22 protein-coding genes, 1 tRNA gene and 1 pseudogene are annotated in these 25,699 nt (G+C 58.9%); 17 read left to right on the top strand and 7 right to left on the bottom strand.

Features of this window, described 5'->3' with window-relative positions:
* Positions 1 to 2 precede the first annotated feature (2 nt).
* The 6 genes from ACZ1HM_RS08605 to ACZ1HM_RS08580 are packed head-to-tail and all read left to right on the top strand — an operon-like array spanning position 3 to position 5,407.
* Entirely contained in the window at positions 3 to 767 is a 765-nt protein-coding gene (locus ACZ1HM_RS08605; RefSeq protein WP_472742407.1) for an N-formylglutamate amidohydrolase, read from the top strand.
* On the top strand, positions 764 to 1,927 hold the full coding sequence (locus ACZ1HM_RS08600; RefSeq protein WP_472742406.1) for a branched-chain amino acid ABC transporter permease: 1,164 nt from the start codon (positions 764 to 766) through the stop codon (positions 1,925 to 1,927). Before ACZ1HM_RS08605 ends, ACZ1HM_RS08600 begins: the two co-directional genes overlap by 4 nt.
* Positions 1,924 to 2,598, top strand: a complete 675-nt coding sequence (locus ACZ1HM_RS08595; protein ID WP_472742405.1) for an ABC transporter ATP-binding protein — start codon at positions 1,924 to 1,926, stop codon at positions 2,596 to 2,598. The genes ACZ1HM_RS08600 and ACZ1HM_RS08595 overlap by 4 nt, the downstream gene beginning before the upstream one ends.
* Before the next feature lie 40 nt (positions 2,599 to 2,638).
* Complete coding sequence (locus ACZ1HM_RS08590; RefSeq protein WP_472742404.1) at positions 2,639 to 3,790, top strand: ABC transporter substrate-binding protein; 1,152 nt, start codon at positions 2,639 to 2,641, stop codon at positions 3,788 to 3,790.
* A 12-nt stretch (positions 3,791 to 3,802) separates the two neighbouring features.
* Positions 3,803 to 4,516, top strand: coding sequence for an ABC transporter ATP-binding protein (locus ACZ1HM_RS08585; RefSeq protein WP_472742403.1), 714 nt, complete (start codon positions 3,803 to 3,805; stop codon positions 4,514 to 4,516).
* 3 nt (positions 4,517 to 4,519) lie between these two features.
* Entirely contained in the window at positions 4,520 to 5,407 is an 888-nt protein-coding gene (locus ACZ1HM_RS08580; protein WP_472742402.1) for a branched-chain amino acid ABC transporter permease, read from the top strand.
* Positions 5,408 to 5,620: 213 nt separating this feature from the next.
* Here ACZ1HM_RS08580 and ACZ1HM_RS08575 read toward each other — a convergent pair.
* Positions 5,621 to 5,710: transfer RNA gene (locus ACZ1HM_RS08575), tRNA-Ser, on the bottom strand.
* A 225-nt stretch (positions 5,711 to 5,935) separates the two neighbouring features.
* Here ACZ1HM_RS08575 and ACZ1HM_RS08570 point away from each other — a divergent pair.
* The 7 genes and pseudogenes from ACZ1HM_RS08570 (at position 5,936) to ACZ1HM_RS08540 (ending at position 12,447) form a co-directional block, all read left to right on the top strand.
* Positions 5,936 to 6,820, top strand: a complete 885-nt coding sequence (locus ACZ1HM_RS08570) for an SPOR domain-containing protein (RefSeq protein ID WP_472742401.1) — start codon at positions 5,936 to 5,938, stop codon at positions 6,818 to 6,820.
* Between the two features lie 18 nt (positions 6,821 to 6,838).
* Entirely contained in the window at positions 6,839 to 7,990 is a 1,152-nt protein-coding gene (locus ACZ1HM_RS08565; RefSeq protein WP_472742400.1) for a D-alanyl-D-alanine carboxypeptidase family protein, read from the top strand.
* Entirely contained in the window at positions 7,987 to 8,616 is a 630-nt protein-coding gene (tmk, locus tag ACZ1HM_RS08560) for a dTMP kinase (RefSeq protein WP_472742399.1), read from the top strand. The genes ACZ1HM_RS08565 and tmk overlap by 4 nt, the downstream gene beginning before the upstream one ends.
* Positions 8,617 to 8,761: 145 nt before the next feature.
* Positions 8,762 to 9,873 (top strand): annotated as a pseudogene (locus tag ACZ1HM_RS08555) (DNA polymerase III subunit delta').
* Positions 9,874 to 9,888: 15 nt separating this feature from the next.
* Complete coding sequence (locus ACZ1HM_RS08550; protein ID WP_472742398.1) at positions 9,889 to 10,695, top strand: TatD family hydrolase; 807 nt, start codon at positions 9,889 to 9,891, stop codon at positions 10,693 to 10,695.
* Positions 10,695 to 11,495, top strand: coding sequence for an MBL fold metallo-hydrolase (locus tag ACZ1HM_RS08545; protein WP_472742397.1), 801 nt, complete (start codon positions 10,695 to 10,697; stop codon positions 11,493 to 11,495). Before ACZ1HM_RS08550 ends, ACZ1HM_RS08545 begins: the two co-directional genes overlap by 1 nt.
* Positions 11,496 to 11,517: 22 nt before the next feature.
* Positions 11,518 to 12,447: an AEC family transporter gene (locus ACZ1HM_RS08540; RefSeq protein WP_472742396.1), complete on the top strand. Its 930-nt coding sequence runs from the start codon at positions 11,518 to 11,520 to the stop codon at positions 12,445 to 12,447.
* A gap of 33 nt (positions 12,448 to 12,480) precedes the next feature.
* Here ACZ1HM_RS08540 and ACZ1HM_RS08535 read toward each other — a convergent pair whose 3' ends face one another.
* From ACZ1HM_RS08535 to ACZ1HM_RS08525, 3 genes are all read right to left on the bottom strand, one after another.
* Positions 12,481 to 14,601, bottom strand: a complete 2,121-nt coding sequence (locus ACZ1HM_RS08535) for a DUF4214 domain-containing protein (RefSeq protein ID WP_472742395.1) — start codon at positions 14,599 to 14,601, stop codon at positions 12,481 to 12,483.
* A gap of 130 nt (positions 14,602 to 14,731) precedes the next feature.
* Complete coding sequence (locus ACZ1HM_RS08530) at positions 14,732 to 15,970, bottom strand: CoA transferase (RefSeq protein ID WP_472742394.1); 1,239 nt, start codon at positions 15,968 to 15,970, stop codon at positions 14,732 to 14,734.
* On the bottom strand, positions 15,967 to 16,800 hold the full coding sequence (locus tag ACZ1HM_RS08525; protein WP_472742393.1) for an HTD2 family dehydratase: 834 nt from the start codon (positions 16,798 to 16,800) through the stop codon (positions 15,967 to 15,969). Before ACZ1HM_RS08525 ends, ACZ1HM_RS08530 begins: the two co-directional genes overlap by 4 nt.
* 381 nt (positions 16,801 to 17,181) lie before the next feature.
* Between ACZ1HM_RS08525 and ACZ1HM_RS08520 the strand changes: the two genes are divergently transcribed.
* Positions 17,182 to 18,342, top strand: coding sequence for an iron-containing alcohol dehydrogenase (locus tag ACZ1HM_RS08520; RefSeq protein ID WP_472742392.1), 1,161 nt, complete (start codon positions 17,182 to 17,184; stop codon positions 18,340 to 18,342).
* Positions 18,343 to 18,402: 60 nt separating this feature from the next.
* On the opposite strand, the gene ACZ1HM_RS08515 is transcribed toward ACZ1HM_RS08520, so the two are convergent.
* Both ACZ1HM_RS08515 and ACZ1HM_RS08510 read right to left on the bottom strand, forming a co-directional pair.
* The gene (locus ACZ1HM_RS08515; RefSeq protein WP_472742391.1) at positions 18,403 to 19,572 is read right to left on the bottom strand and encodes a 4Fe-4S double cluster binding domain-containing protein; all 1,170 of its coding nucleotides are present in this window, start codon (positions 19,570 to 19,572) and stop codon (positions 18,403 to 18,405) included.
* Between the two features lie 128 nt (positions 19,573 to 19,700).
* On the bottom strand, positions 19,701 to 21,260 hold the full coding sequence (locus tag ACZ1HM_RS08510; protein WP_472742390.1) for a sensor histidine kinase: 1,560 nt from the start codon (positions 21,258 to 21,260) through the stop codon (positions 19,701 to 19,703).
* Between the two features lie 16 nt (positions 21,261 to 21,276).
* Here ACZ1HM_RS08510 and ACZ1HM_RS08505 point away from each other — a divergent pair, with 16 nt between their 5' ends.
* The 3 genes from ACZ1HM_RS08505 to ACZ1HM_RS08495 all read left to right on the top strand — a co-directional run bounded on the left by ACZ1HM_RS08505 (position 21,277) and on the right by ACZ1HM_RS08495 (position 23,060).
* On the top strand, positions 21,277 to 21,669 hold the full coding sequence (locus ACZ1HM_RS08505; RefSeq protein WP_472742389.1) for a response regulator: 393 nt from the start codon (positions 21,277 to 21,279) through the stop codon (positions 21,667 to 21,669).
* Positions 21,666 to 21,938, top strand: coding sequence for a response regulator transcription factor (locus tag ACZ1HM_RS08500; protein ID WP_472742388.1), 273 nt, complete (start codon positions 21,666 to 21,668; stop codon positions 21,936 to 21,938). Before ACZ1HM_RS08505 ends, ACZ1HM_RS08500 begins: the two co-directional genes overlap by 4 nt.
* A 102-nt stretch (positions 21,939 to 22,040) precedes the next feature.
* Positions 22,041 to 23,060, top strand: a complete 1,020-nt coding sequence (locus ACZ1HM_RS08495; RefSeq protein ID WP_472742387.1) for a porin family protein — start codon at positions 22,041 to 22,043, stop codon at positions 23,058 to 23,060.
* 56 nt (positions 23,061 to 23,116) lie between these two features.
* Here the strand turns inward: ACZ1HM_RS08495 and ACZ1HM_RS08490 are convergent, their stop codons facing one another.
* Positions 23,117 to 25,699 (bottom strand): DUF4214 domain-containing protein, encoded by a 2,583-nt coding sequence (locus ACZ1HM_RS08490; protein WP_472742386.1) that lies wholly within the window; start codon positions 25,697 to 25,699, stop codon positions 23,117 to 23,119.

Raw genomic sequence — 25,699 nt, 5'->3', positions numbered from 1 at the left:
GCATGCAGTTGCAAACCCTGCTAGGGCCGAAAGACCCTGTGCCGATTGAAGTTGTCGGCGCTGACCGTGCCTCAGACATCGTTTTGTTGTGCGAACATGCGGGCAACGCAATACCGGCGGCTCTTGGTGATTTGGGCATGTCGCGCGCCGTGATCGAAAGCCACAGGGGCTGGGACATCGGCGCGCAGGCCCTGGCGCGTGCATTGGCAGAACGTCTGCAAGCGCCCCTGGTGATCCAGAACTATTCGCGGCTGGTGCTGGACTGCAACCGCCCGCCCCAAAGTGATCTGGCAATCCCAGCGATCAGCGATGAAGAGCCGGTGCCGGGCAACGCCACCCTGACCGACAAAGCGCGCGCCATGCGCGTGGATGAGATTTTTCGCCCGATGGATGCGGCGTTGAACCGGCTTTTCCTGCACTTCCCACGGCGTGCGGCGTTTTCGATCCACTCCTACACGCCGCTTATGAATGGAACCGAGAGGCCGTGGCATGCAGGTTTTCTCAGCCGTGCACAAACCGGTGTCGCGCAGCATTTGATGGATCATATCGCGCGGCAGCACCCCGAACTGTTGCTTGCGGTGAATGAGCCCTACCAGATTGAAACAGAGGGCGATTGGTTCATTCCGGCACATGCCGAACGGCGCAATCTGGCGCATTGCCTGATTGAAATTCGCAACGATCAGCTTGTCACTCAGGCAGGCATAAACGCCTGGGCCGACCGGCTTGCAGGGGCCATCGTGGCCTCGATCGACGGGGCCAGCCAATGACCGACGCAGGCCTTCACGCCCATCCCAGCCGGCTGCGCGCATCGAACGTGTTGCGGACCGTAGCGGCTGTTGCGGTGCTGCTGGTGGTGGTGGCAGGCCTGGCCGCGATTTTCGGGCGCACCGGCGAACGTATTGCTGTACAGATGTGCGTTAACGTCGTCGCTGTTGTGGCTCTTGCCATCTATTGCGGCAACACCGGCATCGTCTCATTTGGCCATGGCGCGTTTCTGGCGCTGGGGGCCTATTTGTCGGGCATTCTGACCATGCCTGCGGGACTGCAACGCTCTGCCTTGCCAGATCTTCCGGCGTTTCTGGCAGGGCATGAGGTGACGATCTGGCTGTCGCTGCCTTTGGTCGCTTTGGCCGGTCTGGGCTTTGCTGCTGTCACCGGCAGCGCCATCGCGCGGCTTGTGGGGGCCTCGGCCACGATTGCGACGCTGGGTTTGCTGATCATCGCCCACGGCGTGGCCATCGCCGCGCGCGAAATTACGCGCGGCAGTCAGACATTCTACGGCGTCCCACGGGTCACGGATCTGGCGCTGGCGCTTGGCGCGGCGGTGGTCGCGATCCTGCTGGCACGCTGGTTTCGCGAAAGCAGGTGGGGTCTTTTTGCGCGCGCGGCGCGTGACGATGAGGATGCAGCGACCGCTTTGGGGATCCACGCCCGGCGCACGCGGTTTTTCGCGTGGTGTGCATCAGGGGCGATGGCCACCATCGCAGGCGCGCTTTACGGCCATATGCTGGGGGCGTTTTCGCCTGCGTCTTTCTATCTTGGGCTGGTGTTCGCGCAAGTCGTGATGATGATCGTTGGCGGCATGGCATCGGTGGGCGGCGCAGTTGTCGGCGTGATTGCTGTGACGCTGCTGCAAGACACGGTGCGTCAGTTTGAAGGCGGCGCAACCGTTTTGGGCATACCTTTGCCAGAGGTTTTTGGCCTAACCACAATTGTCCTAGGGCTGGCCATCCTGCTGGTGATCTGGGCACGGCCACAAGGCCTTGTCGGAGGGTTTGAGCTCGGCCCCGGCGCAGATGCGCGCATGCTCAAAGGTCTGAAATCGCAAACAGACCTAGCACACCCCCTGAACCTGTGTCCCCTGCCACGCTCAAGGCTTCCGACCTGTCCAAGAGTTTTGCAGGCGTCAAAGCCGTCAGAGGGGTGAGTTTTGAAGCCCCGACGGGCCGCGTCACGGGGCTGATTGGCCCCAACGGCGCGGGCAAGTCCACCCTCGTTAATCTGCTCACCCGCGCCTACCAGGCCGATACGGGCTCTGCTGAAATCAGCGGCATCGACCTGACGCGCATCGCCCATCACAAGGTGCCAAGCCACGGCGTTTCGCGCAGTTTTCAGAATTTGCGTCTTTTCAGCGGTTTGACGGCCTATGAAAACGTCCTCGTCGCGGCTCTGGCCGCCGGGCATGACCGCAAGACCGCCGCTGCCATCACCCTGCGCGAGCTCAGTGCCTTTGATCTGGGCGATGTTGCCGGATACCGCGCCGATGGCCTGCCTTATGGTGCGCGCAAGCGGTTGGAGATTGCCCGTGCGCTGGCGCAGGACCCCAAGATCCTTTTGCTGGACGAACCCGCCGCAGGGATGAACCCGAGCGAAACAGATGATCTGGCAGACCGCCTGACCGATGTTGGCCGGACGCGCGGCATTGGCGTCTTACTGATCGACCACGACTTGCGGTTCGTGAACCGCCTGTCGGACTGGATTGTGGTGATGCACCAAGGTGCCGTCATCGCCCAAGGCACGCCCGAAGACGTGCGCTCAGACCCCAAAGTCATTGAGGCCTATATCGGCAAAGGGCGCACCGCCCAAAAGCAGCAATAAGCGAACCTAGCTAAAATCAACCAACAGAGGACGTACCATCATGATCCGTAACACACTTTTCATTTCCACCGCCCTCGTGACCGGCCTGGCCAGCGCGGCGATGGCCGACGGCTACAAGATCGGCGTCATGTCCGCGCAATCGGGCTATCTGGCGCCCTATGACGGGCCAGCTTATGCCGGTTTTCAGTTTTGCATCGACGAGATGAATGCCAATGGCGGCCTCAACGGCACGACGCCCGTTGAACTGATCGTGCGCGATACGCGCTCAGACATCGCCGAGGGCGTCAAGGTTGTGCAGGAAATGATCGACGACGGCGCGCAATTCATCGTGGCCTCCGCTGACGCGGACCCGACCATTGCAGCGGCTCAGATCACCGCCGCCGATAGCATCCCGACGATGACATTCGCGGGCACGGCACCCGTTCTGACGCAAGTGGGCCCGCATGTCTTTGGCAGCTATCCCGCTGACAACCAACAGGCCACCGTGCTGGCAGGCCACGCCCGCGAACTGGGATTTGAGAAGGTCTGGTTGGTGAAATCCCCAGACAGCGCCTATACGCTGGGCGGGCCTGAATACTTTGGCGAAGCCTTCTCCACCCTTGGCGGCGCTGTGGTCGGCGAAAGCAGCTATTCGCTGAACCAGCCTGACTTTTCCGCAATCGTGACCACAATCAAGAATGCGGATGATGCCCCTGACGTCATCGTCACCTGGGCGTGGGAGCCAGACTTTCCGGCATTTATCCGTGCGCTGCGCGGTGCCGGCGTTGAGACACAAGTGATGGGCGGTGACGTCCTGGATTCGCCCACCGTCCGCGGGCTGGGCGATGTTGTGACAGGCGTCACCCATACCTCAGGCGGCTTCCCCGACGAAGGCTCCGCCTATGCGGATTTCATTGACCGTTTCACAGCGGCAACCGGGACGACGCCGGACAACAACTATTATGTCAACGGCTGCGATATCGCGCATATGATTGAGGATGCCGTGGCTGCAGCAGGCACAACCGATCCTGCCGCTGTGACCGCTGCCATGGCAGAGATCAAGGATGGTGAGGGCATCATGTCCAACTTTACCTTTGCTGGCACAGACCGCATGCCACTGCGCGACGTTGTGGTGGCGCGGATCAGCGCGGCAGGCGAAAAGGAGTTCGTCCTGCGCAGCACGGCGGATCCTGCTGTCCTGCCGCAACCGTAAGGTCTGAGCACAATGGAAACAGCGCTTAATATTCAGGGGCTGCATGTACGCTATGGTCCCATCCATGCGGTGCAGGGCATTGACTTGAGCGTCCCGAAGGGCGGCATCACCGCGCTCTTGGGGGCCAATGGCGCGGGCAAGACCACGACCGTGATGGCCATTGCTGGTGCATTGCCCGTCGCGTCAGGGGCTGTTTCCTTGTTTGGCACAGATATGACAGGGGCCGCGCCTGACGCCATTGTGCGGGCGGGCGTGGCCATTTCACCCGAAGGGCGGCGCATTTTCGCGCAGCTGACGGTGGAAGAAAACCTCGTGCTCGCAGGTTCAATCCTGCGCGATGACACGCTCAGCGCCAAGCGCGTGGCTGAGATGAAGGAACGCTTTCCGATCCTTGGCGAACGCAGCCAGCAAATGGCCGGGCTTTTGTCAGGAGGCGAGCAGCAGATGCTGGCCGTTGGCCGCGCCCTGATGAGCGGTCCGCGCCTGTTGTTGCTTGATGAGCCGTCTTTGGGCCTGGCCCCACAGGTGGTCGATCAGATTTTCGACATTGTTGAAGAGCTGAAATCGGCTGGCATTTCTATCCTGCTGGTGGAACAGAACGCGGCGCTGGCGCTTGATATTGCTGATCATGCGGTCGTGCTGGCCAATGGAACGGTTGCGGCGGCAGGCGCACCTTCGGATCTTGCAAATGACGCGGTCTTGCAAGCCGCCTATCTGGCGGCGTGATCGGTGGATATTCTCTTTCAACAACTCATCAACGCGCTGAGCCTTGGGGGCATCTATGCGATGCTCGCTTTGGGCTTGGCGATTGTGTTTTCCATCGTGCGTTTGATCAACTTCGCACATGGTGAAATCATGACCTTCGGCGGCTATGGCATTTTCCTGGCCATGAGCTTTGGCATGCCGCCCGTTGCGGCCATGACCATAGGTCTGGGGGCCGCGGTTTTCATGGCCATGGCAATGGAACGAACCGCCTTTCGCGCAATGCGGGGCGCCGATGTTGTTGCATTGCTGATCACGTCTTTTGCGGTGTCGGAAATCCTGAAGGTGTTGTTTCAAAACGGGATCTCTGCGCGGCCTGTACCGATTTCTTTTCCGGCCTCCTGGTCGGGCACCTATCAGATTGGCCAAACCACGTTTGGCATCATCCCGACCGTCTCTATCATCGTCACGCTGACCGCCCTCGCGGGCCTCACCTATGTGTTGCGCCGCACGACGATCGGCATGGCCATGCGGGCCGCCGCCGAAGACATTGAGATGCTCAAACTGTTGGGGATCAAGGCCAATCGCGTGGTTGCAGTGGCCTTTGCGCTGTCGGGGCTCTTGGCCGGAGTGGCGGCTGTGATTTGGACGGCGCAACGGGGATCGGTTGATCCGATCATGGGCTTTTTCCCGGTGCTCAAAGCCTTTATCGCGACGGTCCTTGGCGGCCTGGGCAGCCTTGGTGGAGCTGTGCTTGGCGGTTTTATCGTCGGCGCGTTAGAGGTGCTGCTGCAAGCCTTCCTCCCAGATAGCCTTGCCCCCTACCGCGACGCTATTGTGCTGGGCTCCGTGATCGCCCTGCTGTTGTGGAGACCGGACGGTCTGCTGCCTGCGGCAAATGCGAACCGGTCTTAGGGTTTTGCCTCCTGCGGATTTGGTGGCAGGGTGGCGCGCGGGCTTTTGAGGGTCTTTAGGTATGCCATGCGCCTAAGGGTATTTGATGTTTTCGTGTGACCGGTCTGACCTGAGCTAAGGCTCGCTTGCGCGCTCAATCAGCGATGATGAGTGGGAATTACATTCTGGGGGTCAGAGCCCGCCATTTGGCACCAACAGCCCTCACAGAATAACTGGCGGAGGCTCAGGGATTCGAACCCTGGGGACGCTCTCACGCCCGCCGGTTTTCAAGACCGGTGCATTCGACCACTCTGCCAAACCTCCGCAGTCCGCCCGTCCTAATCCGCAATTTTTGATTCGGCAAATAGGCAATTGCCTCAGAATGCGGATTTCCAAATCGTGGAAATTTGCCGATGCCGCGCGCGCAGGGTTTTCAGACACCCCGTAGCAGGCTAGTGTAGCGCCAAGATCCCCTGCAGGGGACCAAGTGGTGTGCCGCAAGTTGCGGTCAGGATGAGGCCGAAACGGCCCGCAGGCAAGGATGTGACCATGACGAGCAGTACCATGGACATAGCGATCAATTCAGGGATCCTCAAAAGATCAGGCCGCATCAGCGCCTTGGCGATTGCCGTGGCTTTGATCGCTGGCTGTGATGAAAACGGGCAATTCAGCTTGCCGTTCCCGCAAGGCGGCTCTGAAAATGCCGCTGCTGCCACCACCGCCTCGGGGCAAGTGGTTGAACGGGACGTGGAAGCGCCAGAGGTTTTTTCGGCCACGGATGAAGGGCTTTGGGATGGCAGGCCGTCGCTGGGCGGTGTTTGGGTAGCACATCCAGATGTGACCGAGCCTGAGCGGGTGATCATCCGCAACCAGGCCAACAACAAATTTGTGATCGGCGCGCTTTTTCGCAAAGAACGCGATCTGCCGGGGCCAAAACTGCAAATCTCATCTGATGCCGCGGCCGCGTTGGGCATCCTTGCAGGTGCCCCCGCCCCGCTTAATGTAACAGCACTGCGCCGCGAAGCGGCACCGGTTGTTTCTGACGAAACCCCGCAAGAGACCGTGGATGCGGTTGCAGCCCCCGCAGATGTTGCTGAAACGACGCTGGATCCGATTGCTGCGGCGGGCGCTGCGATTGATGCCGCACCCGAGACAGCGGCCCCTGCGCCGAAACCTGCAGCACCTAAGCCTACTTCATCCCTGCCCAAACCCTTTGTGCAGATCGGCATTTTCAGCGTCGAAGCCAACGCGGAACGTGCCGCCAAGCAAATGCGCGGCGCTGGTATGATCCCAACTGTCAAAAAGTCTGAGATCAACGGCAAAGCCTTCTGGCGGGTTGTTGTTGGCCCTGCGTCCACGAAATCTGAACTCAACACATTGACCAAAGCCATCAAGGCAGAGGGCTTCTCAGACGCCTATGCCGTGAGCAACTGATAGGAGCCTTCTCGCATCATGATCCGCCTCCTTGCTGCCAGCCTGGCGCTGATCCTTACAACCACATCTCTCTTTGCGTTTGAGACGAAGGCGACCGCCGCTTATGTGATCGACCAGACCACAGGCACGGTGCTGCTGTCCAAAAACGCGGATGAGCCGCTGCCGCCTGCCTCCATGTCCAAGCTGATGACCCTCTACATGGGGTTTGAGGCGGTCGCTAAAGGCCGTCTGGAGCTGGACCAACAGCTGTTGGTCTCTGCGGATGCCGCGCGCTACGGCGGCTCAACGATGTTCTTGCAAGAAGGGGAGCGTGTGACGGTCGAAAACCTGCTGCGCGGGATCATCGTGCTGTCTGGCAATGACGCTTGTGTTGTGTTGGCCGAGGCTTTGTCGGGGACTGAAAGCCGCTTTGCACGCGACATGACAATGCGCGCACAGCAGATGGGCATGACCAATTCGACCTTCATGAATTCCAATGGCTGGCCTAAGCCTGGCCACCGTATGTCGATGCGGGATCTGGGGCTTTTGGCGAACCGGCTGATCACGGATTTCCCGCAGTTCTACCCCATGTTTGCTGAGCGCGAGTTTCTTTTTGACGCAAACGAAAGTGCAAACCGGTTCAACCGCAACCCACTTCTGGGGCTCGATATTGGGGCAGACGGCCTTAAGACCGGCCATACCAAAGAGGCCGGGTATGGGCTTGTCGGCAGCGCCAAGCAAGGCGACCGCCGGGTGATCTTTGTCATCTCTGGTCTGACAAGCGTTGCAGACCGCGCGCGCGAATCCGAGGCCATTGTGAACTGGGCGTTTCGCCAATTCAGCCAACGGTCCTTGGGCACCGCAGGCACGCAGTTGGCACAAGCGCCAGTGTCCATGGGCGCGCAACCCACCGTTGGCCTGGAGCTGGCCGAAGATCTGACCGTGCTGGCCCCGATCACCACAAGCGGTGCCATTGACGGCGAAGTTGTCTTTAACGGCCCCTTCCGTGCCCCCGTGGAAAAGGGCGATACCTTGGGCGAATTGATCTTGAAACGGGAAGACCTGCCAGAAGTGCGCGTCCCACTCGTGGCCTCCCAGACCGTTGAGCCGGGTGGTTTTATGGTCAAGGTCACGGCCGCTGCGCGCTATCTCTTTGCACGGCTGAACGCAGGGCCGCAGGACGCTTCGTGAGCGGCAAGGGCCTCTTTATCAGCTTTGAAGGCATTGACGGGTCAGGCAAGTCCACGCAGGCCCGGATGCTGCACGACCATCTGGTGCCTTTGGGCCGGGATGTGATCCTGACCCGTGAGCCGGGCGGATCAACCGGGGCCGAGGAGATCCGCGCCTTGGTACTACAAGGCGAGCCTGACCGCTGGTCCGCTGAGACGGAGCTGTTGCTGTTTACCGCCGCCCGGCGCGATCATCTGGAACGCACCATCCAACCGGCTCTTGCCGCGGGCAAGATCGTGATCTGTGACCGGTTTGCAGATTCAACGCGCATGTATCAGGGGCTGTCGCGCGGAGATTTACGCGGCACCGTGGATCAGCTGCACAAGTTGATGATTGGCATCGAGCCTGACCTGACTTTGCTCATCGATATGGATCCAAGCCAGGGGCTGTCCCGCGCGCTGTCCCGGCAAACCGCCGATGAACGGTTTGAGGCCTTTGGTGAGGATCTGCAAACCGCCATGCGCGCAGGGTTTCTGTCCCTTGCAGATGAGTTTGCCGAGCGATTTGTTGTGATTGACGGGGGCCGTGATCTGCAAGCGGTGCATGAAGATGTCGTCTCAACCGTTATGTCCCGATTGGCGGAGTGAGCCGGTTCGCCCCTGAGATGACGGCGCATTAGCACGCCGATCTTATGCTCCCCACTATCTGCACTCCACCTGCACCAGACCGGGCATCGCGAGATGGCGTGGCGATGCTCTTTCCTCTCTTGGCAAACATGCTACACCCTGCCTTATGAGTGATGATGCCCCCCAACCTGACCGGATCGACGGTGCGTTGCACCCCCGTGATACGCCGCGTCTGATCGGGCAAGAAACGGCTGAGCGTGTTTTTCTGGATGCCTTTAACGCAGGCAAACTGCACCACGCCTGGCTGCTGACAGGCCCGCGCGGTGTGGGCAAGGCTACTCTGGCCTGGCGGATCGCGCGTTTTTTGCTGGCCACACCTGAGGATGACGGCGGGATGTTTGCAGCCCCGCCCCCCGACAGCTTGGACATAGATCCAGATCATCCCGTGGCCCGGCGCATCGCCTCTGGCGGGGAAGGCGCCTTGAAATCGGTCACCCGTACCATCAACCCAGACACAAAGCGGATGCGCAAACAGATCGTGGTCGATGACATCCGCGCCTTGAACGGGTTCTTTCAGATGTCAGCCGCCGACGGCGGCCGGCGGGTGGTGATTATTGATGACGCCGATGAAATGAACGTCAACGCAGCCAACGCGTTGCTGAAAATGCTGGAAGAACCGCCCGAGCGCGCGACACTGCTGCTGCTCAGCCATCAGCCGTCAAGCTTGCTGCCAACGATCCGCTCCCGTTGCCGCACGCTGCGTCTGGGGACCCTCACAGCGGCGCAGATGGCCGAAGCCTTTGCGCTATCTGACACAGCGCTTGAAGGTGATCCAGCGGCCCTTGCGGACCTTTCAGGCGGCTCAGTTGGCGGTGCGATGCGGCTGTCGCTGATGGGGGGACTGCAGATTTATGCCGAACTCATTGGGTTGATGAATACCCTGCCCCGCCTGGACCGCGCGCGCGCCATCAAACTGGCCGAGGCTGCAGCGCAGCGGGGGCGGAAGAAAAACTCGTGCTGCTTTTCTCACTTGTCGATTTGATGCTCAGCCGTCTTGCGCGCACGGGCGCATTGGGCCAGCCTCCCGCGGTGGATGCCGCCCCCGGCGAGGCCGCGTTGATGATGCGGCTGGCACCAACACCGCAACAGGGGCGCAAATGGGCTGATTTGGCGCAAGAGGTCTCGGCCCGGGTGCAGCATGGCCTGGCCGTCAACCTTGACCCTGCTGCGCTGGTCCTAGATACCCTGCAGAAGATGGGCGATGCTGCCCCGCGCTAACATTCACGGACAGGCATGACCGACGCACCCCAGATAACCGACAGCCATTGCCATCTTGATTTCCCGGACTTCGAAGGGCGGTTGCCGGAAGTCATCGCAAATGCGGCTGAGGCTGGCGTGACACGCATGGTGACGATCTGCACGAAAATGGCGAACCTTGCAGGGGTGCAAGCGATTGCAGAAGCCCATGCGCCCGTTTTCTTTGCCGCAGGGACCCATCCGATGTCTGCAGCCTCAGAACCGTTGGTCACAGTGGATGAGCTGATCGCCCTGAGCGCACATCCCAAAATGGTCGGGATCGGAGAGACCGGTCTGGATTATCACTACACCGCTGACAGCGCCGACATTCAAAAGACATCGCTTCGCATCCATATCGACGCCGCGCGCGTGACCGGCCTGCCGCTGATCATCCACGCCCGCGATGCGGATGACGACATGGCCCGCATCCTGAGCGAGGAATACCGCAACGGCGCCTATTCCTGTGTGATGCATTGCTTTTCCTCCTCTGCCGCATTGGCCAAGGCCGCGCTGGATCTGGGGTTCTACCTCAGCATGTCCGGCATCACCGCCTTTCCCAAATCAAACGAGCTGCGCGAGATTTTTGCCGCAGCCCCGGTGGAGCGCATTCTGGTGGAAACCGATGCGCCCTATCTGGCGCCACCGCCCCATCGCGGCAAACGCAATGAACCGGCCTATACCGCGCATACCGCGCGCCGGGCGGCCGAAACCTTTGGCATGGATTACGCAGAGTTCGCCGCACAGACCCAACGCAATTTTGACCAGCTCTTTTCCAAAGCAGCCAGCTTTCAGGCGGCAGCGTGATGGCTGAGGTCAAGATCACCATCCTTGGCTGCGGATCCTCTGGTGGCGTGCCCCGGCTGGGCGGTCACTGGGGGGCCTGCGACCCGGATGAGCCGCGCAACAGGCGCAGCCGGTGTTCCATCCTGGTCGAACGCCAGACAGAGGATGGCCGCACCAGCGTGCTGATCGACACCTCTCCGGACATGCGGAGCCAGCTGCTGGCGGCGGATGTTGGGCGGCTTGATGCGGTGCTTTATACCCATTCGCACGCCGATCATGTGCATGGGCTTGATGACCTGCGGATGATCGTGATCAACATGCGCGCACGCCTGCCAGTTTGGGCGGACGCCCCGACAAAGGCCGCATTGATTGAACGGTTTGGCTACGCCTTTGTGCAGCCCAAAGGATCAATGTATCCGCCGATCCTGGATATGAATGACATCACCGGTGACGTGCAGATCGACGGGCCTGGCGGCACGCTCAGCTTTACGCCCTTCTTGGTCAATCATGGTGGCATGGATGCCCTGGGATTTCGCTTTGATGACATCGCCTATTTGCCGGATGTGGCCAAAATCCCCGATGATGTGTGGCCGCACCTGACGGGTCTGCGCTGTTGGATCGTGGACGCGTTGCGCCGGGATCCGCATCCCACGCACAGCCATCTCGATCAAACCTTGGGATGGATCAAAGACATGGCACCGGATCAGGCTGTGCTGACCAACATGCATAACGATCTGGATTACCGCACGATCGCGGCTGAGACGCCCGCGCATATCCACCCCGCCTATGATGGCATGACCCTGACCTTCCCGCTGCCTTAGACAGCCAATCAGAAAGCACGCTGTGCAAACCCTTCTTGACGTGATCCTGCCGGTCTTTTTGGTGATCGGTTTTGGATATGTGGCCGTCTGGCGCGGCTTGTTCCCGATGGAGGGGATTGATGGGGTGATGCGGTTCACCCAGAATTTCGCCATCCCCTGCCTGCTGTTCCAGGCCATCGCCAATGTTGATCTTGATGCCACCTTTGACGGCGGGCTGTTGCTGAGCTTTTACACCGGCGCAGGCATCTGTTTTGCGCTTGGCATTTTCGGCGCACGCCTTTTGTTTGGACGCGACTGGGAAGACAGCGTTGCCATTGGATTTTGCTGTCTCTTTTCAAACTCCGTCCTGTTGGGATTGCCCATCGCGGAACGCGCCTATGGTCCTGATGCGCTTGCGGGCAACTACGCGATCATCGCGTTTCATTCGCCGTTTTGCTATGGGTTGGGCATCACCGTGATGGAATTTGTGCGCAACCGCGGACAATCTGGCGTGATGCTGGTGCGCGCCGTGGGGCGTGCGATGTTTCGCAACGCGCTGGTGATTGGCATCCTGGCGGGGTTTGCTGTGAACCTTTCCGGCCTCACAATCCCGTCGGTGGTGGATGACGCGCTGTCGCTGATCGTTCGGGCCGCTTTGCCGGCGGCCCTTTTCGCCTTGGGTGGCGTGTTGATCCAATACCGGCCTGAGGGCGACATGAAGGCCATTGCGATGGTCTGCGGCATTGCCCTGCTGGTGCACCCGGCCATCACCTATGCCATGGGCCAGACGCTGTCGCTGGCGCAGGCAGAATTCCGGGCCGCCGCGCTGACGGCTGCGATGGCACCGGGGTTTAACGCCTATATCTTTGCCAATATGTACGGGCGCGCGCGGCGGGTCGCTGCCTCTTCGGTGCTGATCGCCACGGGGGCCTCTATCATTACCGTTTGGTTCTGGCTTTGGGCCATCGGCTGAGGCTGCATCTGTGCCTCAGCCAATGACGTCAGATTAGGCGATGAACGGGGTGTCCAAGACGCCCACAACCTGCATCAAAAACGCACCGTTATCGGCATCTTGTGCCTGCTGGGCATAACCATCAATCGCGGCAATTGCCTGACCGATGCTTTCCTGTGAGCCATCAAAAAGCGCCATTGCCGCCGCTGCGTTCTGCACATCAGACATGCCCTGATGCACCGCATAATAGGCCCCCACATCCACCTTGTTTTCAAGATAGGCGCGGTCAGCCAATTGCTGATCGACAAAGGCCTGCCCCTCTTCCAGCTTCAGCTCAGATTTGGCCCCTTCCAGAATGCGCAGGATAAAGGTGTCGCGGTCCACACGGCCTGAATCCAGTTCGGCAACCCAAAAATCAAACCCCTCTTGATCTGAGGCACGGCCAAGGACATTGGCGTAAACCGCCGTGGCAAATTCGGCGTTTGTGGTGCCTTCTGGATAGGTCGCGACGGTTTCCTCTTGTCCGACAAAGAGGCTGGCCATCTCATCCAGCGTCGTGCCCTTTGCAAAGGCTGTGCCCCAGAAGTTAAGCCCAATCGCGTCAGGTGCGCGGTTAAAGTAGGCAATATAAAGCTCAATAAAGCTTTCGAAGTTTTCAGCAGACAAAGTGCTAACCCCGCCAAAGGTCTCCAGATCAAAGGGCGTCCGGAAAATGTCAGCCTCAAAATCAAGCCGCTCAATGCTGGTCAGGGTATCGGTGCCATTGCCATCGGCGCGCCGGTCCGTCACCACAGTGCTGTCAGGTGTCAGCGTCAGGGTATAAGTGCTCTGGGCACCGGAAAAGAACGCCACATCCGTGCCCACGCCGCCGTCCAGACTGTCATTGCCTGTCCCGCCGGTCAGCGTGTCGTCGCCTTCCAGCGCGGACAGCATATCATCACCTGCGGTGCCCGTCAGAATGTCGGCGGCGTCACTTGGCGTGGTGCTGGGGGGCACGACCACCACCGATGCCAACTCGCTCCCCTGAAGGCCGTCCCCAGACAGGGGAACGATCACCGGATCCAGCCCGTGCTTTTCAATGGAGGCGGTGCTGATGGCCACCACTTCTGAGGGCAACGCGCTGTTTTCAAAGGTCAATTCCACATTCGTGGAAAGCGCGCTTACCGCGTTTTGAACCAGTTGCGAATAGGCTGGCGGAACAAAGGTTGTTTCATCAAAATCCTGCAACCGCTGCCCTTGGGCATTCAGATCCGTGATGATGTCATTGACCAGGTTTGTGAATTCAGCCGCCAATGTTGGCGTGGCAAAGGACGTACCAAAGTTTGACCCCCAATCGGCCCTCTCAATATAGCCGTTGCCGGCAATATCGACGTTCGGCAGGCTTTCGACTGAGGATACCAAAAGCTCGCCGTCTGGCGTCTGGTTCCAGGCCCCCACATTGACGACCGTTTCATAAACGCTGCCCCAATCAACACCGCCCTGCCCGGTGTTGGCCGATGCTTGGAAAATCGGCACCTCATAGCTTTCCAGATAGGAAAGCGCTGACACCTCTTCTTCATAGACCTGGTCCAACCCGAAAGAGGCGGACAGAACAGAAGGCAAATAGTAATTCTGGGCTTGATCGTTAAACCGGACGTCATTGACCTCAAGAAAGTCAAAGACGGTCGTGACCAGCTCGGGTTCAAGAAATGTCTCGCCATCAAGCTCCACATCCCGCAGCTCAACCGCGACCCCCCATTGGGCCATCATGGCAATCGCGTCGAGGTCGATGGCCAGGATCTCCGTTTTGGTGGGATCCTCAAGCGCTTGGTGCATGGCTTCGATGACCCAATCGCCATGCTGCGGATCAGGTTCTTCGTCCTGATCCACCCGCATGAAATCCGAATAGACCGAGGTGATCACATCGTTGCCGTCAGCATCCTGGGTGGTGGTCTGGCTGATGAGATCAATGTCGCGGTCGATGCTGTAGAGGGTATCGTCCGGCGTGACGCGGTAAAAGCCGCCCAGCTCATCGGTGAAGGTAACTTCGCTGACATCCACGTTGCCGTAACCGCCAGCGATCGTGTCTGTTTCGGTTACTTCGTTAAAAAACCCGTAGTCGAAAAGCGTGACGTTGTCGTATTCAAAAACCCGTTCTGAAAAGGAATCCAGAACGATAATCAGTGTCTTATCCATAAAGGCCCCAAGTGCTTAAACCGCGACCGAATCCCATCGGTCTGTGGCGTGAGCTTCAAGGAAACCGCCAAAATGCATAGCCTTATTATGTGAAGAGCCAACCAACCCACCAGCCTGCGATAAAAGGCCGTTAAGCTGCGGACTGCTGCGTGCGCCGCCTTGGTGCATCCACCACACCTTGGTCAAACAAGCGCGCAATCGTGCGGTCGCCAAGCCCCAAAAGATCGCCCAGAATTTCCTCAGTATGCGCGCCCAGAACCGGTGCCGGGCTGGCCTCTTGGTTGGGCACTTGCGAAAACGCGGCAGGATGGCGCGGGGTCAGATAGGAGCCCACACCCGGCTGATGCAGATCAGCGAACATGGGGTTTTCGGTGCTGAGATCGGTATCCTCTGCCAAAGCCTCTTTGACAGTGCGGAACTTTGACCAGGTCAGACCGCGTTTGTTGAACTCTGCCTCAAAATCGGAAACCTTGCGCGCCTCGAACCAGGGTTTGAGGATCTTGGTAATCTCGTGGCGATGGGTCCAGCGGTTGCCTTCCTCCGCCAGCGAAACGCGCAACCGCCGTTCCAGAACGCGCATGCTATCTTCCGTACCGGTCGCCGCCACCAGCCCAGACCACTGCCGCGCAGTTAGGCCAATCACCATCACGCGCACGCCATCAGCGCAGACAAAGTCTTGGCCGTAAGCACCATAAAGGGCGTTGCCCGCCTTTGTGCGGTCCGCGCCGTTTAGCGTCGCATCCGCGATCATGCCAAGATGGCCTAACGTGGCCGCAGCAACATCTTTCAAAGCCAGTTCAACCTCCTGGCCGCCTTGGCCCAGCAACCGGTGCCGTTCCGCCGCCAAAAGCGCTGACACACACATGTTGCCCGCAATCAGATCCCAAGCAGGTAGCGCGTGGGCAACCGGATCTGTATCGCCTTCAGCACCGGTCATATGCGGAATGCCCAACGACGGATTGACGGTGTAGTCCACTTGTGGCCGCCCATGCCGGTCCCCTGTCAGTGTCACCATCACCAGGTCTTTGCGCCGCTTGCTTAAGGTTTCGTAGTCCATCCAACCCCGGACCCGCAGATTGGTGAGGAACAGCCCCGCGTTTGGGCCAGGCGCTGTCACGATGTCTGAGATCAATTCGCGCCCTTCGGGCGATTTCATGTCCACCGCGATGGATTTCTTGCCCTTATTCATTCCCGCCCAGAACAGGCTTTGTTTGTTTGGGGCCACCGGCCAGCGGCCTGCATCCAATCCGCCGCCGATGCGGTCAAAACGTATGACCTCCGCGCCCATTTGCGCCAGGGTCATCCCCGCAAGCGGGACAGCCACAAAGGCGGACCCTTCGACAACGCGCATGCCTGACAGAACACTCATTGGCTTTGCTCCCAGACCGCGTTGGCCTGCATGCAGTGATGCCCGCCCTGCCCCGTCCAAAGCTGCAGCCCCTCATCCCCTTCTTGTAGGGCGATGTCGCAAGGCGTGCCCGCAAACATCGGGTGCACGCCCCGAAAATCGAAAAACAAGGGCGGCCTGCCCTTGTGACGTGTGGCGGCGCGCATCAGGAAAGTGGCTTGCATGGGGCCGTGAACCACCAGGCCTGGGTATTTTTCGACCTCTTGCGTGTAGGGCAGATCATAGTGGATCCGGTGCGCATTGAAGGTCAGTGCTGAATAGCGAAAAAGCAACGTCTCTGGGGTTTCAACGCTTTCGGTGACTGGCGCCGGTACGGGCCGCTTCGCCGGAGGCGTGAAGCTGTCGGGGATTTCCAGATAGACGATGTCTTGCATTTCTTCGATCGCCAGGCCGTCCTCGCCCCAGACCTGATGGCTGAGCGTGACCAGCACCATGGGTCCGGCACCGCCCATTTTCTCTGTGACCGAATGCACGCGGGATCGTCGCTCCAACATCTCGCCCACGTGGGTCATCCGGTGAAAGGACAGCGACCCGCCTGCCCACATGCGGCGGGGCAAATGCACGGGCGGCAACAAGTTTGATCCTCGCGCATGGCCGTCTTTGCCCAGCGATGCGTTCTGCACAACGGTTGGGAAGGTACACCAATGCCACAACAACGGCAGCGCTTCGCCGTCTGCCGGGGCATCCCCTTCGCCCAAAGTCGCATGTATCTGACGGGCTTGCGGTGCTGTCACACAGCCCCGGGTCAACGTTTCGCGGCCGATCCATGCCTCTACGTTCAACTTATCCATAATACATGTTCCTCCTGTAGCACGCTAAAAACTGACGCCGCAGAATAAAAAATCAAATGAAAATAATGACTTAAATGAATACCACTGTATGCAGAACGCCGCATTTTGCAGGCGCCGCATCTGAATTAAAACGATTTTTCTGAAATTTCTGCACCCGCAGCATGGTACGAAATGTCGCAAATTTATTAGCCGTCTTGGCGGGTTTCAGCGTGGTTTTGTCTACCTTCACCCGGCGGCGTGGCCTCATTCTGATAGGTTGCGCATGGCCAATGGGCTGAGGCCGCCGATTGTCTTACGATAATCCAGCCCGTGCGTTCAGCGGACAGTTTTCACTTGTTTGCCCCTGCCGTCTGCGATTTTTTGCGGCAAGGGGGCGCAACCATGGAAACAGGCTCAATTGGACGCGTGCAATCGCCACGCATCATCCGCATCGGCGGCGGTGCCGCGCGCGAAACGGCTGAGGTTTTGGACCAACTTGGCCTTTGCCGGCCTTTGATCGTCACGGACCCAACCGTCGCGGGGCTATACCTTGGCCAACTGACCGACGTCCTGGCAAAGAGCGGCATCAGCTGCGGCGTCTTTGATCAGGTGGTCGAAGACCCCACAGATGTCTGTTTGGACGCAGCACTTGACGTGTTTCACGCCGGTGACTTCGACTGCGTCATTGGCTTTGGCGGCGGCAGCCCGATGGATACCGCCAAAGCAGTGTCCTTTATGGCCGTAAATCCAGGCCATGTGCGGGACTACAAAGCGCCCGCCCAAATTGACCGCTGCGGCGTGCCCATTGTCTTGATCCCGACGACCGGTGGCACTGGCTCTGAATTGACGCGCTGGTGTGTGATCACCGACACGCAAAGCCCTGAGAAATACAATCTGTCGGGGCTTGCCTGTGTGGCGACGGCTGCCCTTATTGATTGGACCTTTACGCTGAGCAAGCCTGCCCGCATCACAGCGGATACGGCTGTGGATAGCCTGACCCATGCGATTGAGGCCTATGTCAGCCGCAAGGCTTTCGCCTACACTGACGCCTTTGCCCTGTCTGCAATGCCATTGATCGCCCGCTATGTCAGGCGCGCCTATACTGATCCTTCCGATGCGGAGGCACGCGAGAGTTTGATGCTGGCCGCGTCTCAGGCGGGGATGGCGTTCTCCAACGCGTCTGTCGCGCTGGTTCACGGGATGAGCCGCCCCATCGGGGCGCATTTCCATGTCGCCCACGGGCTGTCGAATGCGATGTTGTTGCCCACGGTGACAGCCTTTTCGGTGAATGCCGCACCTAAGCGCTACGCTGATTGCGCAAGGGCCATGCAGTGGGCCACCCAAGCTGACACCGACATCACCGCTTGTGCAAAACTGGTGGAGGGGTTGCGCCAGCTGAACCAAGACCTGGCCGTGCCCAGCCCAACAAATCTTGGGCACCAGGTGGATGAGGCGATGCTGACGCTGATGGCTGAACAAGCGCTCGCCTCAGGCTCGCCCGCCAACAACCCCAAGGTTCCCACGGCTCAAGAGATTGTTAGCCTTTATCAAGACATGTGGTAGCAGTTTGCCCAAAGGGTTGAGAGTGCTGCGCGGACACCATGGTGGCCACGCAGCAGAACGCTACCCGCGCCACCACGTGGCGGGTTTCACCCGCGCGCCCCTTTTTCGGTCCAACCACAAGGCCAGCTTGCGCCATGACGATAACGCCAGCTTAAGCCAGACCCGATGGTGCCATCTGCTAAAGTCCCGGTTGAACGGACAGACGCGCAAGCAGATCGCGCAATCCGTCGATGTCTTTGCCCAAAAGCTAAAACACTTCTCCGCGTCCGACGTCCATTTGCGCACGCCCTTTATGGCCGAAGCGTTGGTGCCACCAACCGCGGGCGGCCCGAAAGGCAGCGCCTTGACCGGACAGGCATCGGCACATTTGGTGCAGATGTCACAAAACGCCCGGACGCCTTGCGGCTTGGGGGCATCATGGGCCAAGGGCAGGTTTGTGAAGATCTTGGAGAACCGCAGCCTTGGACCAAACTCAGGCGTGATGACCATTTGGTTTCGCGCATATTCCCCCAAACCTGCTTTGACCGCATAGGGGATCACAAGCCCGGTGTCGTTCATGGAGGCGACCGCCTCATAACCCAGGTTACGACTATAGGCGGCCAACTGCATCACGATGGCGGCTTCGTGTGAATATTCACGCCCGGTTGCTGCCCCTGCCAAAGCCGACGGATAGGTGGCCACAAGGTCTGCGTCCATTTCATGGCCCAGCACAATCACTGACGTCATCCCTGCCGGCAGATCATTCGGGGCCTCTGACAAATCCCGTGTGTCGACACGGGTGGCATAAAGCCACCTGCGGTCCATCTCCGTCACACCGCACAGGTCTGCGCCAAAGAACTTTGCAACGCGCTTGACCTCTGCCGTCATGGCGGCCGGATCTTCGACCGGAAGCTGCATGGGGGCCACCGGCGTGTCATAGCTGATGGGCGCTTGAAATCCCTCGCGCCGCCCTTGATCTGCAAAACGTTCCGTCATCACGTCAGAGATCAGCCAAGACGCATTCCTCAGCGCAAAGTCGCGCTGGGTAAAGCCATCGCCACGCCGCGGCGTCGCCTCCATCCGGTAGGACGCAAAAAAGGCATCGGCAGCTTTGGATTTGACCGTCTCATCCCAGAACGCACGGGTAAAGACATCATTACGCTGCGCGAATTGTTCAAACTCTTCAGTGATTTCAATGCCTGCGGCGGCATCGCCTGATTGCGGGCCAAACTGATTGCGGGGATAGGTCATGCAAGCAGGCTAGTGGGTCATACGCCCTTTGGGCAACTTGTTATTCCAGTGGTGATGCGCGCTGTACCAATGTCAGGAAACCCGCGCCGCTTGAGGCGAGACGCATTCAGCGCTGAGAGAAGGATAGATCACACCAGAACCGTAAAGACCGTCCCGACATCGGCATCACTTTGCCAGTCAATCTTCAGCCCACTTGCTTCTGACAGCTGTTGAATGATGGCCAACCCAAAACCTGACCCGTCTGAGGTCTCTCCCTTGGCGCCATGAACAAATACATCCGCCCCATCGACACCCGTAGGCATCGCTGCGGAATTGCGCACGACAAAGGCATAGCCGCGCGTGTCTTCTGCGGCCGTCAGGCTCACCTGCCCTGCCTGCGTGTGCTGGATCGCATTGGACAGCAAGTTGCTTAGGATGCGGGTGAGCACCAAGGGAGCCACGCGGATGATCTGATCTTGGACGCTGACGTCAAACACCAGCCCCTTCCCTTCTGCTTCTTTGCGAAACATCCGGTCGAGCGTTTCGCCCAGCATCCGCGTAGAGATGCGTTCTTTCCCATCCTCAGACCGCTCTGGCGCAGGGGCATTGGGCGGCTCATCCGTCTCCATGTAGCTTTGTGCAAGCTGGTCCAGATAATCAAAAGCAGCGCCCAGCTGATGTTGCACATCCAAAGACTGATCCTTGGCAATTGCCGCCATCGTTGCGCGCAAAGAGGTGATGGGCTGGCGAATGTCATGCGAAGCGGTGGCCAGACGCAGCGTATGCCTTCGCGCGGCTTCCTTGGCGCGTGCGTACTTCTTTTCAGCCTCCAGCAGCGCCTTTGCCTTCTCAGCTTCCCGCTGGGCGATGTCCAGGGCACGGCGCTGGGACGCATCGCGCTCTTGCAGGATGCTCACCACGGATTGGACCAGAAAATAGGCAAAGAGGACCACCACAGCGACAAAAAGACTGCGGATGGCGAAACTTGCATCCAGGCCTTCGTCCAGTTCACCGAAGACAATGAAGGCTGTCAGCGCCAAGGCAATGCTGACCACAAACCCGTTGCGGCGGGTATAGACCGTTGGGCTTGGCCCCGGCTGATAGCCCGGCATGCTCAGCAGGTGGGCGGCCACAGCCAAAAGCGCCAGCGCAATCAGGCTTTGCGGGACGGCATTGCCGGTGTTGGACCACGACAGGGCCAAGGCCACTGGCGGCAAGATCGCCAGCCCCACCAAAAGCCATCGCATCCTGCGCCACCGCACATACCAAGAGGCGAGCACGAAGTGGGCTGAGATGATCGGCGTGCCGATGATCAAAAGCACCTCCACCGGCGGGTTCAGCCCGATCCAGTAGATCCCCGTTGCATGCTGTTCAAAACATGCAAACCAAGCAAGGCTCAGGATCGCCAGAACGGTATATCCGACCCACCGGCGCATCCGCATCGATCCGGCCAGCGCCAACAGGATCATCAAGAGCGCGAACAGGGCCGTATAAAGGATGACCGTCTCCACCACCTCATCAAAATTGAAAACCAGCGCTTCGATCTGCTCAGCCGTGCGGCCCGGCAGCGGGTCATAGTCATCGTCATCATCGTCTGTGACATCGGCCAACGTGCCCCGTGCCGTCACAGCCCAAAACAGCACAGCGACGTTAAAGCGCTGAAAAATCGCGCTCAATCGCATAAGGTGCTTGTGAATCGGCCAGCTCATTATGGGGCATCCTGTCATGAACACCGCAACATCGCAGCACTTTCGTGCGATTATCGCAGATGATCATCAGATCGTCCGCACAGGCCTGCGCATCGCAATTGAAGCGCAAGAGATGGTCAACAGCCGCCCGATCAAGGTGATAGGAGAGGCAACCAACGGGCTTGAAGCGATCACCATGGTGAAAACCGAACGCCCCGATTTGATCACCCTTGATGTGTCCATGCCAATGGCATCGGGGGCAGAAATCCTTGCCGATATCCGCCGGTGGAGCCCTGAGACCCGCATCGTGGTGTTGACGGCGGTCACCTCTGTTGGGTTGCTCAGCAGCATCGTGGAAAGTGGCGTGGATGGGCTTTTTCAAAAGCGTCTGATCATTCTGAGCTTTTCGCAAAGCTACCGCTCATCATGAGCGGCGGGCGGCATGTGGATACGGCGCTTGTCGAACTTCTGGGCGATGCCGAGCCTATTGGCGATCTTACCCCACGTGAGCGGCAAACGCTGACGATGATCGTCGCAGGCAAGACAAACGCCGAAATTGCGGAGCTTATGGGCGTTAGCATCAAGACCGCCGAAAAGCACCGCGGCTCCCTGATGGCAAAGCTCGGTGTCAACTCCATGGCCGCGTTGATGGCCAAGGCCCTGCAAGAAGGACTATTGGAAGAGCATCGGTTCCTTTAGGGGCAGGACCTTAGCCTGCAAAACACCGCGCAAAGTGAGATTGACAAGCCGTGCAGGCTCCGGCCTGCTGGGCGCAACACAGTTTGGATGAAGGTGGCCTTCATGAACAGCCAATGGATCTTGGGCGGCGTTGTGATGCCTGCGGCAATGCTCTTGGGGCAAATGGCCTTGGCCGATGATGATGACGCTGATGCTGGTTTTTCAATCGAGGCTGAGCTTGAGTTTGGCGTAGAGGCCATTCTGAGCGCGGATGATCCCGATGATGAGGTGTCCGACGTCTTTCTAAGCGCTGAGGTTGACCTGCTTTTTGCCATCAGCGATCGGATCGATATTTTCACCAGCCTTAGCTTCGAAAGCGTGACAGACGCCGAAGAGGACCGCGCGTTTAGGGACCTGGGCCTTTATGTCGGGGAACTTGGCCTGTCTTTTGATCTTGATCCCGTCACGGTAAGCGTCGGCAAGCTAAGCGTTCCTTTTGGGTCCGCCTGGGACAGCGCACCGGGATATTTCGGTGCCGATATCGCCGATGATTATGAGATCGAAGAAGCCATCGGCGTGGTGGCTGAATTTGAGCTTGGCGGCGGTGTGCTCAGCTTGGCCGCGTTCTATCCAGACGACACACGGCTCAGCGATAGTTTCGGCACACGCAGAGGCCGCAATGATCTGTCCGAAGGCGGGGTGGGCAACACGGGCAAGCTGAACAACTTTGCCCTGCAATATGATCGCGACTTTGATGCAACCACCCTGCATTTCGGCCTGCGTCATCTGGCGCAAGGTGACGAAGACCGCGATGAAACTGGCATCGCCGTGGGCGTCACCCATGCACTGGGTGAAGATGTTGAGCTGATGGCCGAATATGCGCGCTTTTCCGGCTGGGAAGGCGAAGAGGCCAACGCCCGCGTTGCAACCATCGGGGCCAGCCTGACGCGCGGAGATTTCACCTATAGCGCCGCCTATTCCCAGCGCCGCATCGCTGACGCCTCAACCGACCATCTGATCGCGCTTGGGCTGGATTATACCTTTGACAACGATTTGACGCTGTCTGTGGGGCTGGCCCAGCTGCGCGAAGAGGACGAAGACAGCACAGCCTTCGCGGTGTCGCTGACGGTTCCCTTTGAATAGAAAATGCCGCGCCCTCATGGCGGGGGCGCGGCACTTTGCTGAGATTTTCTGACAGATCAGAATTCGTACTCAACAAAGTCTGTGTTTGAAAAGCCGACCAGATCTACCAATGTGTCGACGTTATCAAAGGTTGCGACATGATCGCGGTCGTCCACATCGGCCCAGTTTGCATCAAACCAAAGCTCACCTTTGCCGCTGCTGGAATTGAACACCATGACATAGGCCTCAACATCGCTTTGCAGGGTTGTCTCTTCGATCTGCGTTTCACTTTGCGCAGTTTGCAGTTCGACAAGTGTAGCATCCTCTGCGGCGCTGATTTGGCTGATGGATTGGATGTTTTCCACATAGTCTTCGGCGTCCAACCTCCGACCATTTGTATTTTCTGCGGTATTGGCAAAGTCGATCCGCTGCAAACCGACCACGTCCTCACCGCTGGTGAAATCCACAATCTCATCCGTGCTGTCCCAGTTGGAAAGGCGGAACTGATCTGCACCTTCATTGCCAACCATCACGTCATCGCCGCCCATGCCGTAGATGATGTCGTCGCCCGATCCACCTTCCAGCCGGTCGTTGAGGTTAGAGCCCGCGATGCGCAGGTCCCCTGTGGCCCCAGAGCCGTCCAGGTTAACGCTGTCGGTGAAACCAGATTCCTTGTCGCTAGAGGTAAGTGCCACGCCTTCTTCTGCCGTGATGATCAGCCCCTGATCGCCGGTGATCAGGAAGTTTGTCGGGCCATTTTCATTGTCGAAGGCATAGTGGTTACCATTGCCGGTATCGACGCCACGAATGACGTTGGCGCTGTCGCCTTCACCGGTCGAATGGACCGTCACACTGCTGAACTGAGCATCCTGAGAAAATCCAACCGCTGCCGCACTGCCGTTGCTGCTTTCCGACCGGATGGAGATTGCGCCACCGTCCTCTTCGCTGCTGCGCAGCTCAAACGTCAGGGATTGACCCACTGTGTCAGCCTCAAAATAAAGCGTCTCATCTGTGCCCACCGCATCATCAACAAAGATAAAGCGATCTTCGTCTTCGATGCCCCGGAACTGAGCGTTGCCCGTGCCGGTTTGGTTCAGGATGAAGGTGTGGATGTCGTTATATTCCCCCGCATCAAGCTGGGATGTATTGCTTTTGGCTTCCAGTTGCTCAAACCCGCTGGCCTGATTGACCGCTCCGTCGATGTCGCTGTTCAGGCTGCTGACAATCAGCTTATCGATGCCGGCACCACCGTCCAGTTGCAGCGCGTTGGATTGCTCAAGAAGCGTATCGCTCAGCTGCAAAGCATCGTCCCCGACGCTGCCCGTAAAGGCAAAATCATTGGCTTCGACATCGGTGGCGATCAGCTCCAGACCGCCTGCGGTCATGCCACCGGCATCAACACTCACCAGCTCATCCAGATCGCCTGACAGCGCCTGCAGGTACAGCTTTTGATCACCTGTTACATTGATATCCGTCGGCCCAACGTCAGACAGGGTCAGGAAGGAGGCCTGGGTGCCGGTCACGTTTAAGTTCGCAATCTCAAAGGTTTCGTCCCGGTTGGAAAGTCCGCCTTCGCTGAGGAAAAAGCTCGCGCTGCGGGCCTCTGTGCCTGAATCCTCGATCGTCAGGGAAAAGGCATCGTCCGTGCTGTTTTCGCGATTACCGTTATAGCCGACACCAACACTGCCAAGTGCTTCGACCATGCGGATAGGAGTGCCTTCATCGACATTTTCGAAGACAAGGGTTGTGTTCACCTCTCCCCCAAAGGAGGTCAGCGCCTGCTCACCCGTGGTGCCTTGCAGATCAAGGATGAATTGCGAACCGCCGAAAACCTGGTTGGTCACATTGATGTTTTCCAGATCAGTCGCATTCAGCGTGACCACATCCGACAGAAACAGGTTCGCGCCGCTGACCAAACGCACGTCCAACGTATCATCGCCCCCTGCTGCCGCGATGGTATCACCGTTCTGCAATGTGCCGTTTCCGCCCTGTTCGACTGTGCCGGAATAGGTGTCGTCGCCCGAGCCACCTTGGGTATCTGCGCCCATCGTGGTGCCACCGGGTGCATCGGTGCTTTGGGTCAAGGTAATGGTGCGCCCCTCGTCGGCACTGATCACCGCGACATAGGCATCTGTCTGCGCCGCCGCTGCGGTAATGGTTGCGGGGTCTTCGGTCACGCCCGCCTGAATGGCTGTGGCGGCCTCGATGTCATCTGCATCAAAGTCGTAAGTGGGCAAGGCGTTGGTATCGTTATAAAAATCGCGGCCCACGGCCACTTTGTTTGCCACCACATCCTGATCAGGTGAGGTTGTGGCCCCTTCGATGATCAAGCTGATGGCCTGGCCCACGGAAAATTCACCCGAGCCTAGCTTTTCCACCCAGAAGGCTTTGCCCGCTTCGTCAGGGTTGCGGTTGAAAAGGTTCTGATAAACCGCATCGATAAAGCTGCCATAGTCTGCATCGCTTGGGTTTTCGTTTTCAAAGAAAGGATAATTCGCCAGCGTTTCTGCCTGCGTTGAAAAATCGTCAGCCATCGCGTCCAGGTCAAAGCCGTTGTCAAAGGCATCGATCCAGAAGTTCAGCCCGACAGGGTCAGGCGCACGGTTATAGTAGCCGACGTAGAGTTTAATAATTTCGCCAATTTCAGATGCGGTTGCCAT

The sequence above is a fragment of the Sulfitobacter sp. GN1-4 genome (assembly GCF_055693825.1).
Note: the sequence above shows the minus strand (reverse complement) of the source record. Positions and strands in the feature narration are given on the sequence as shown.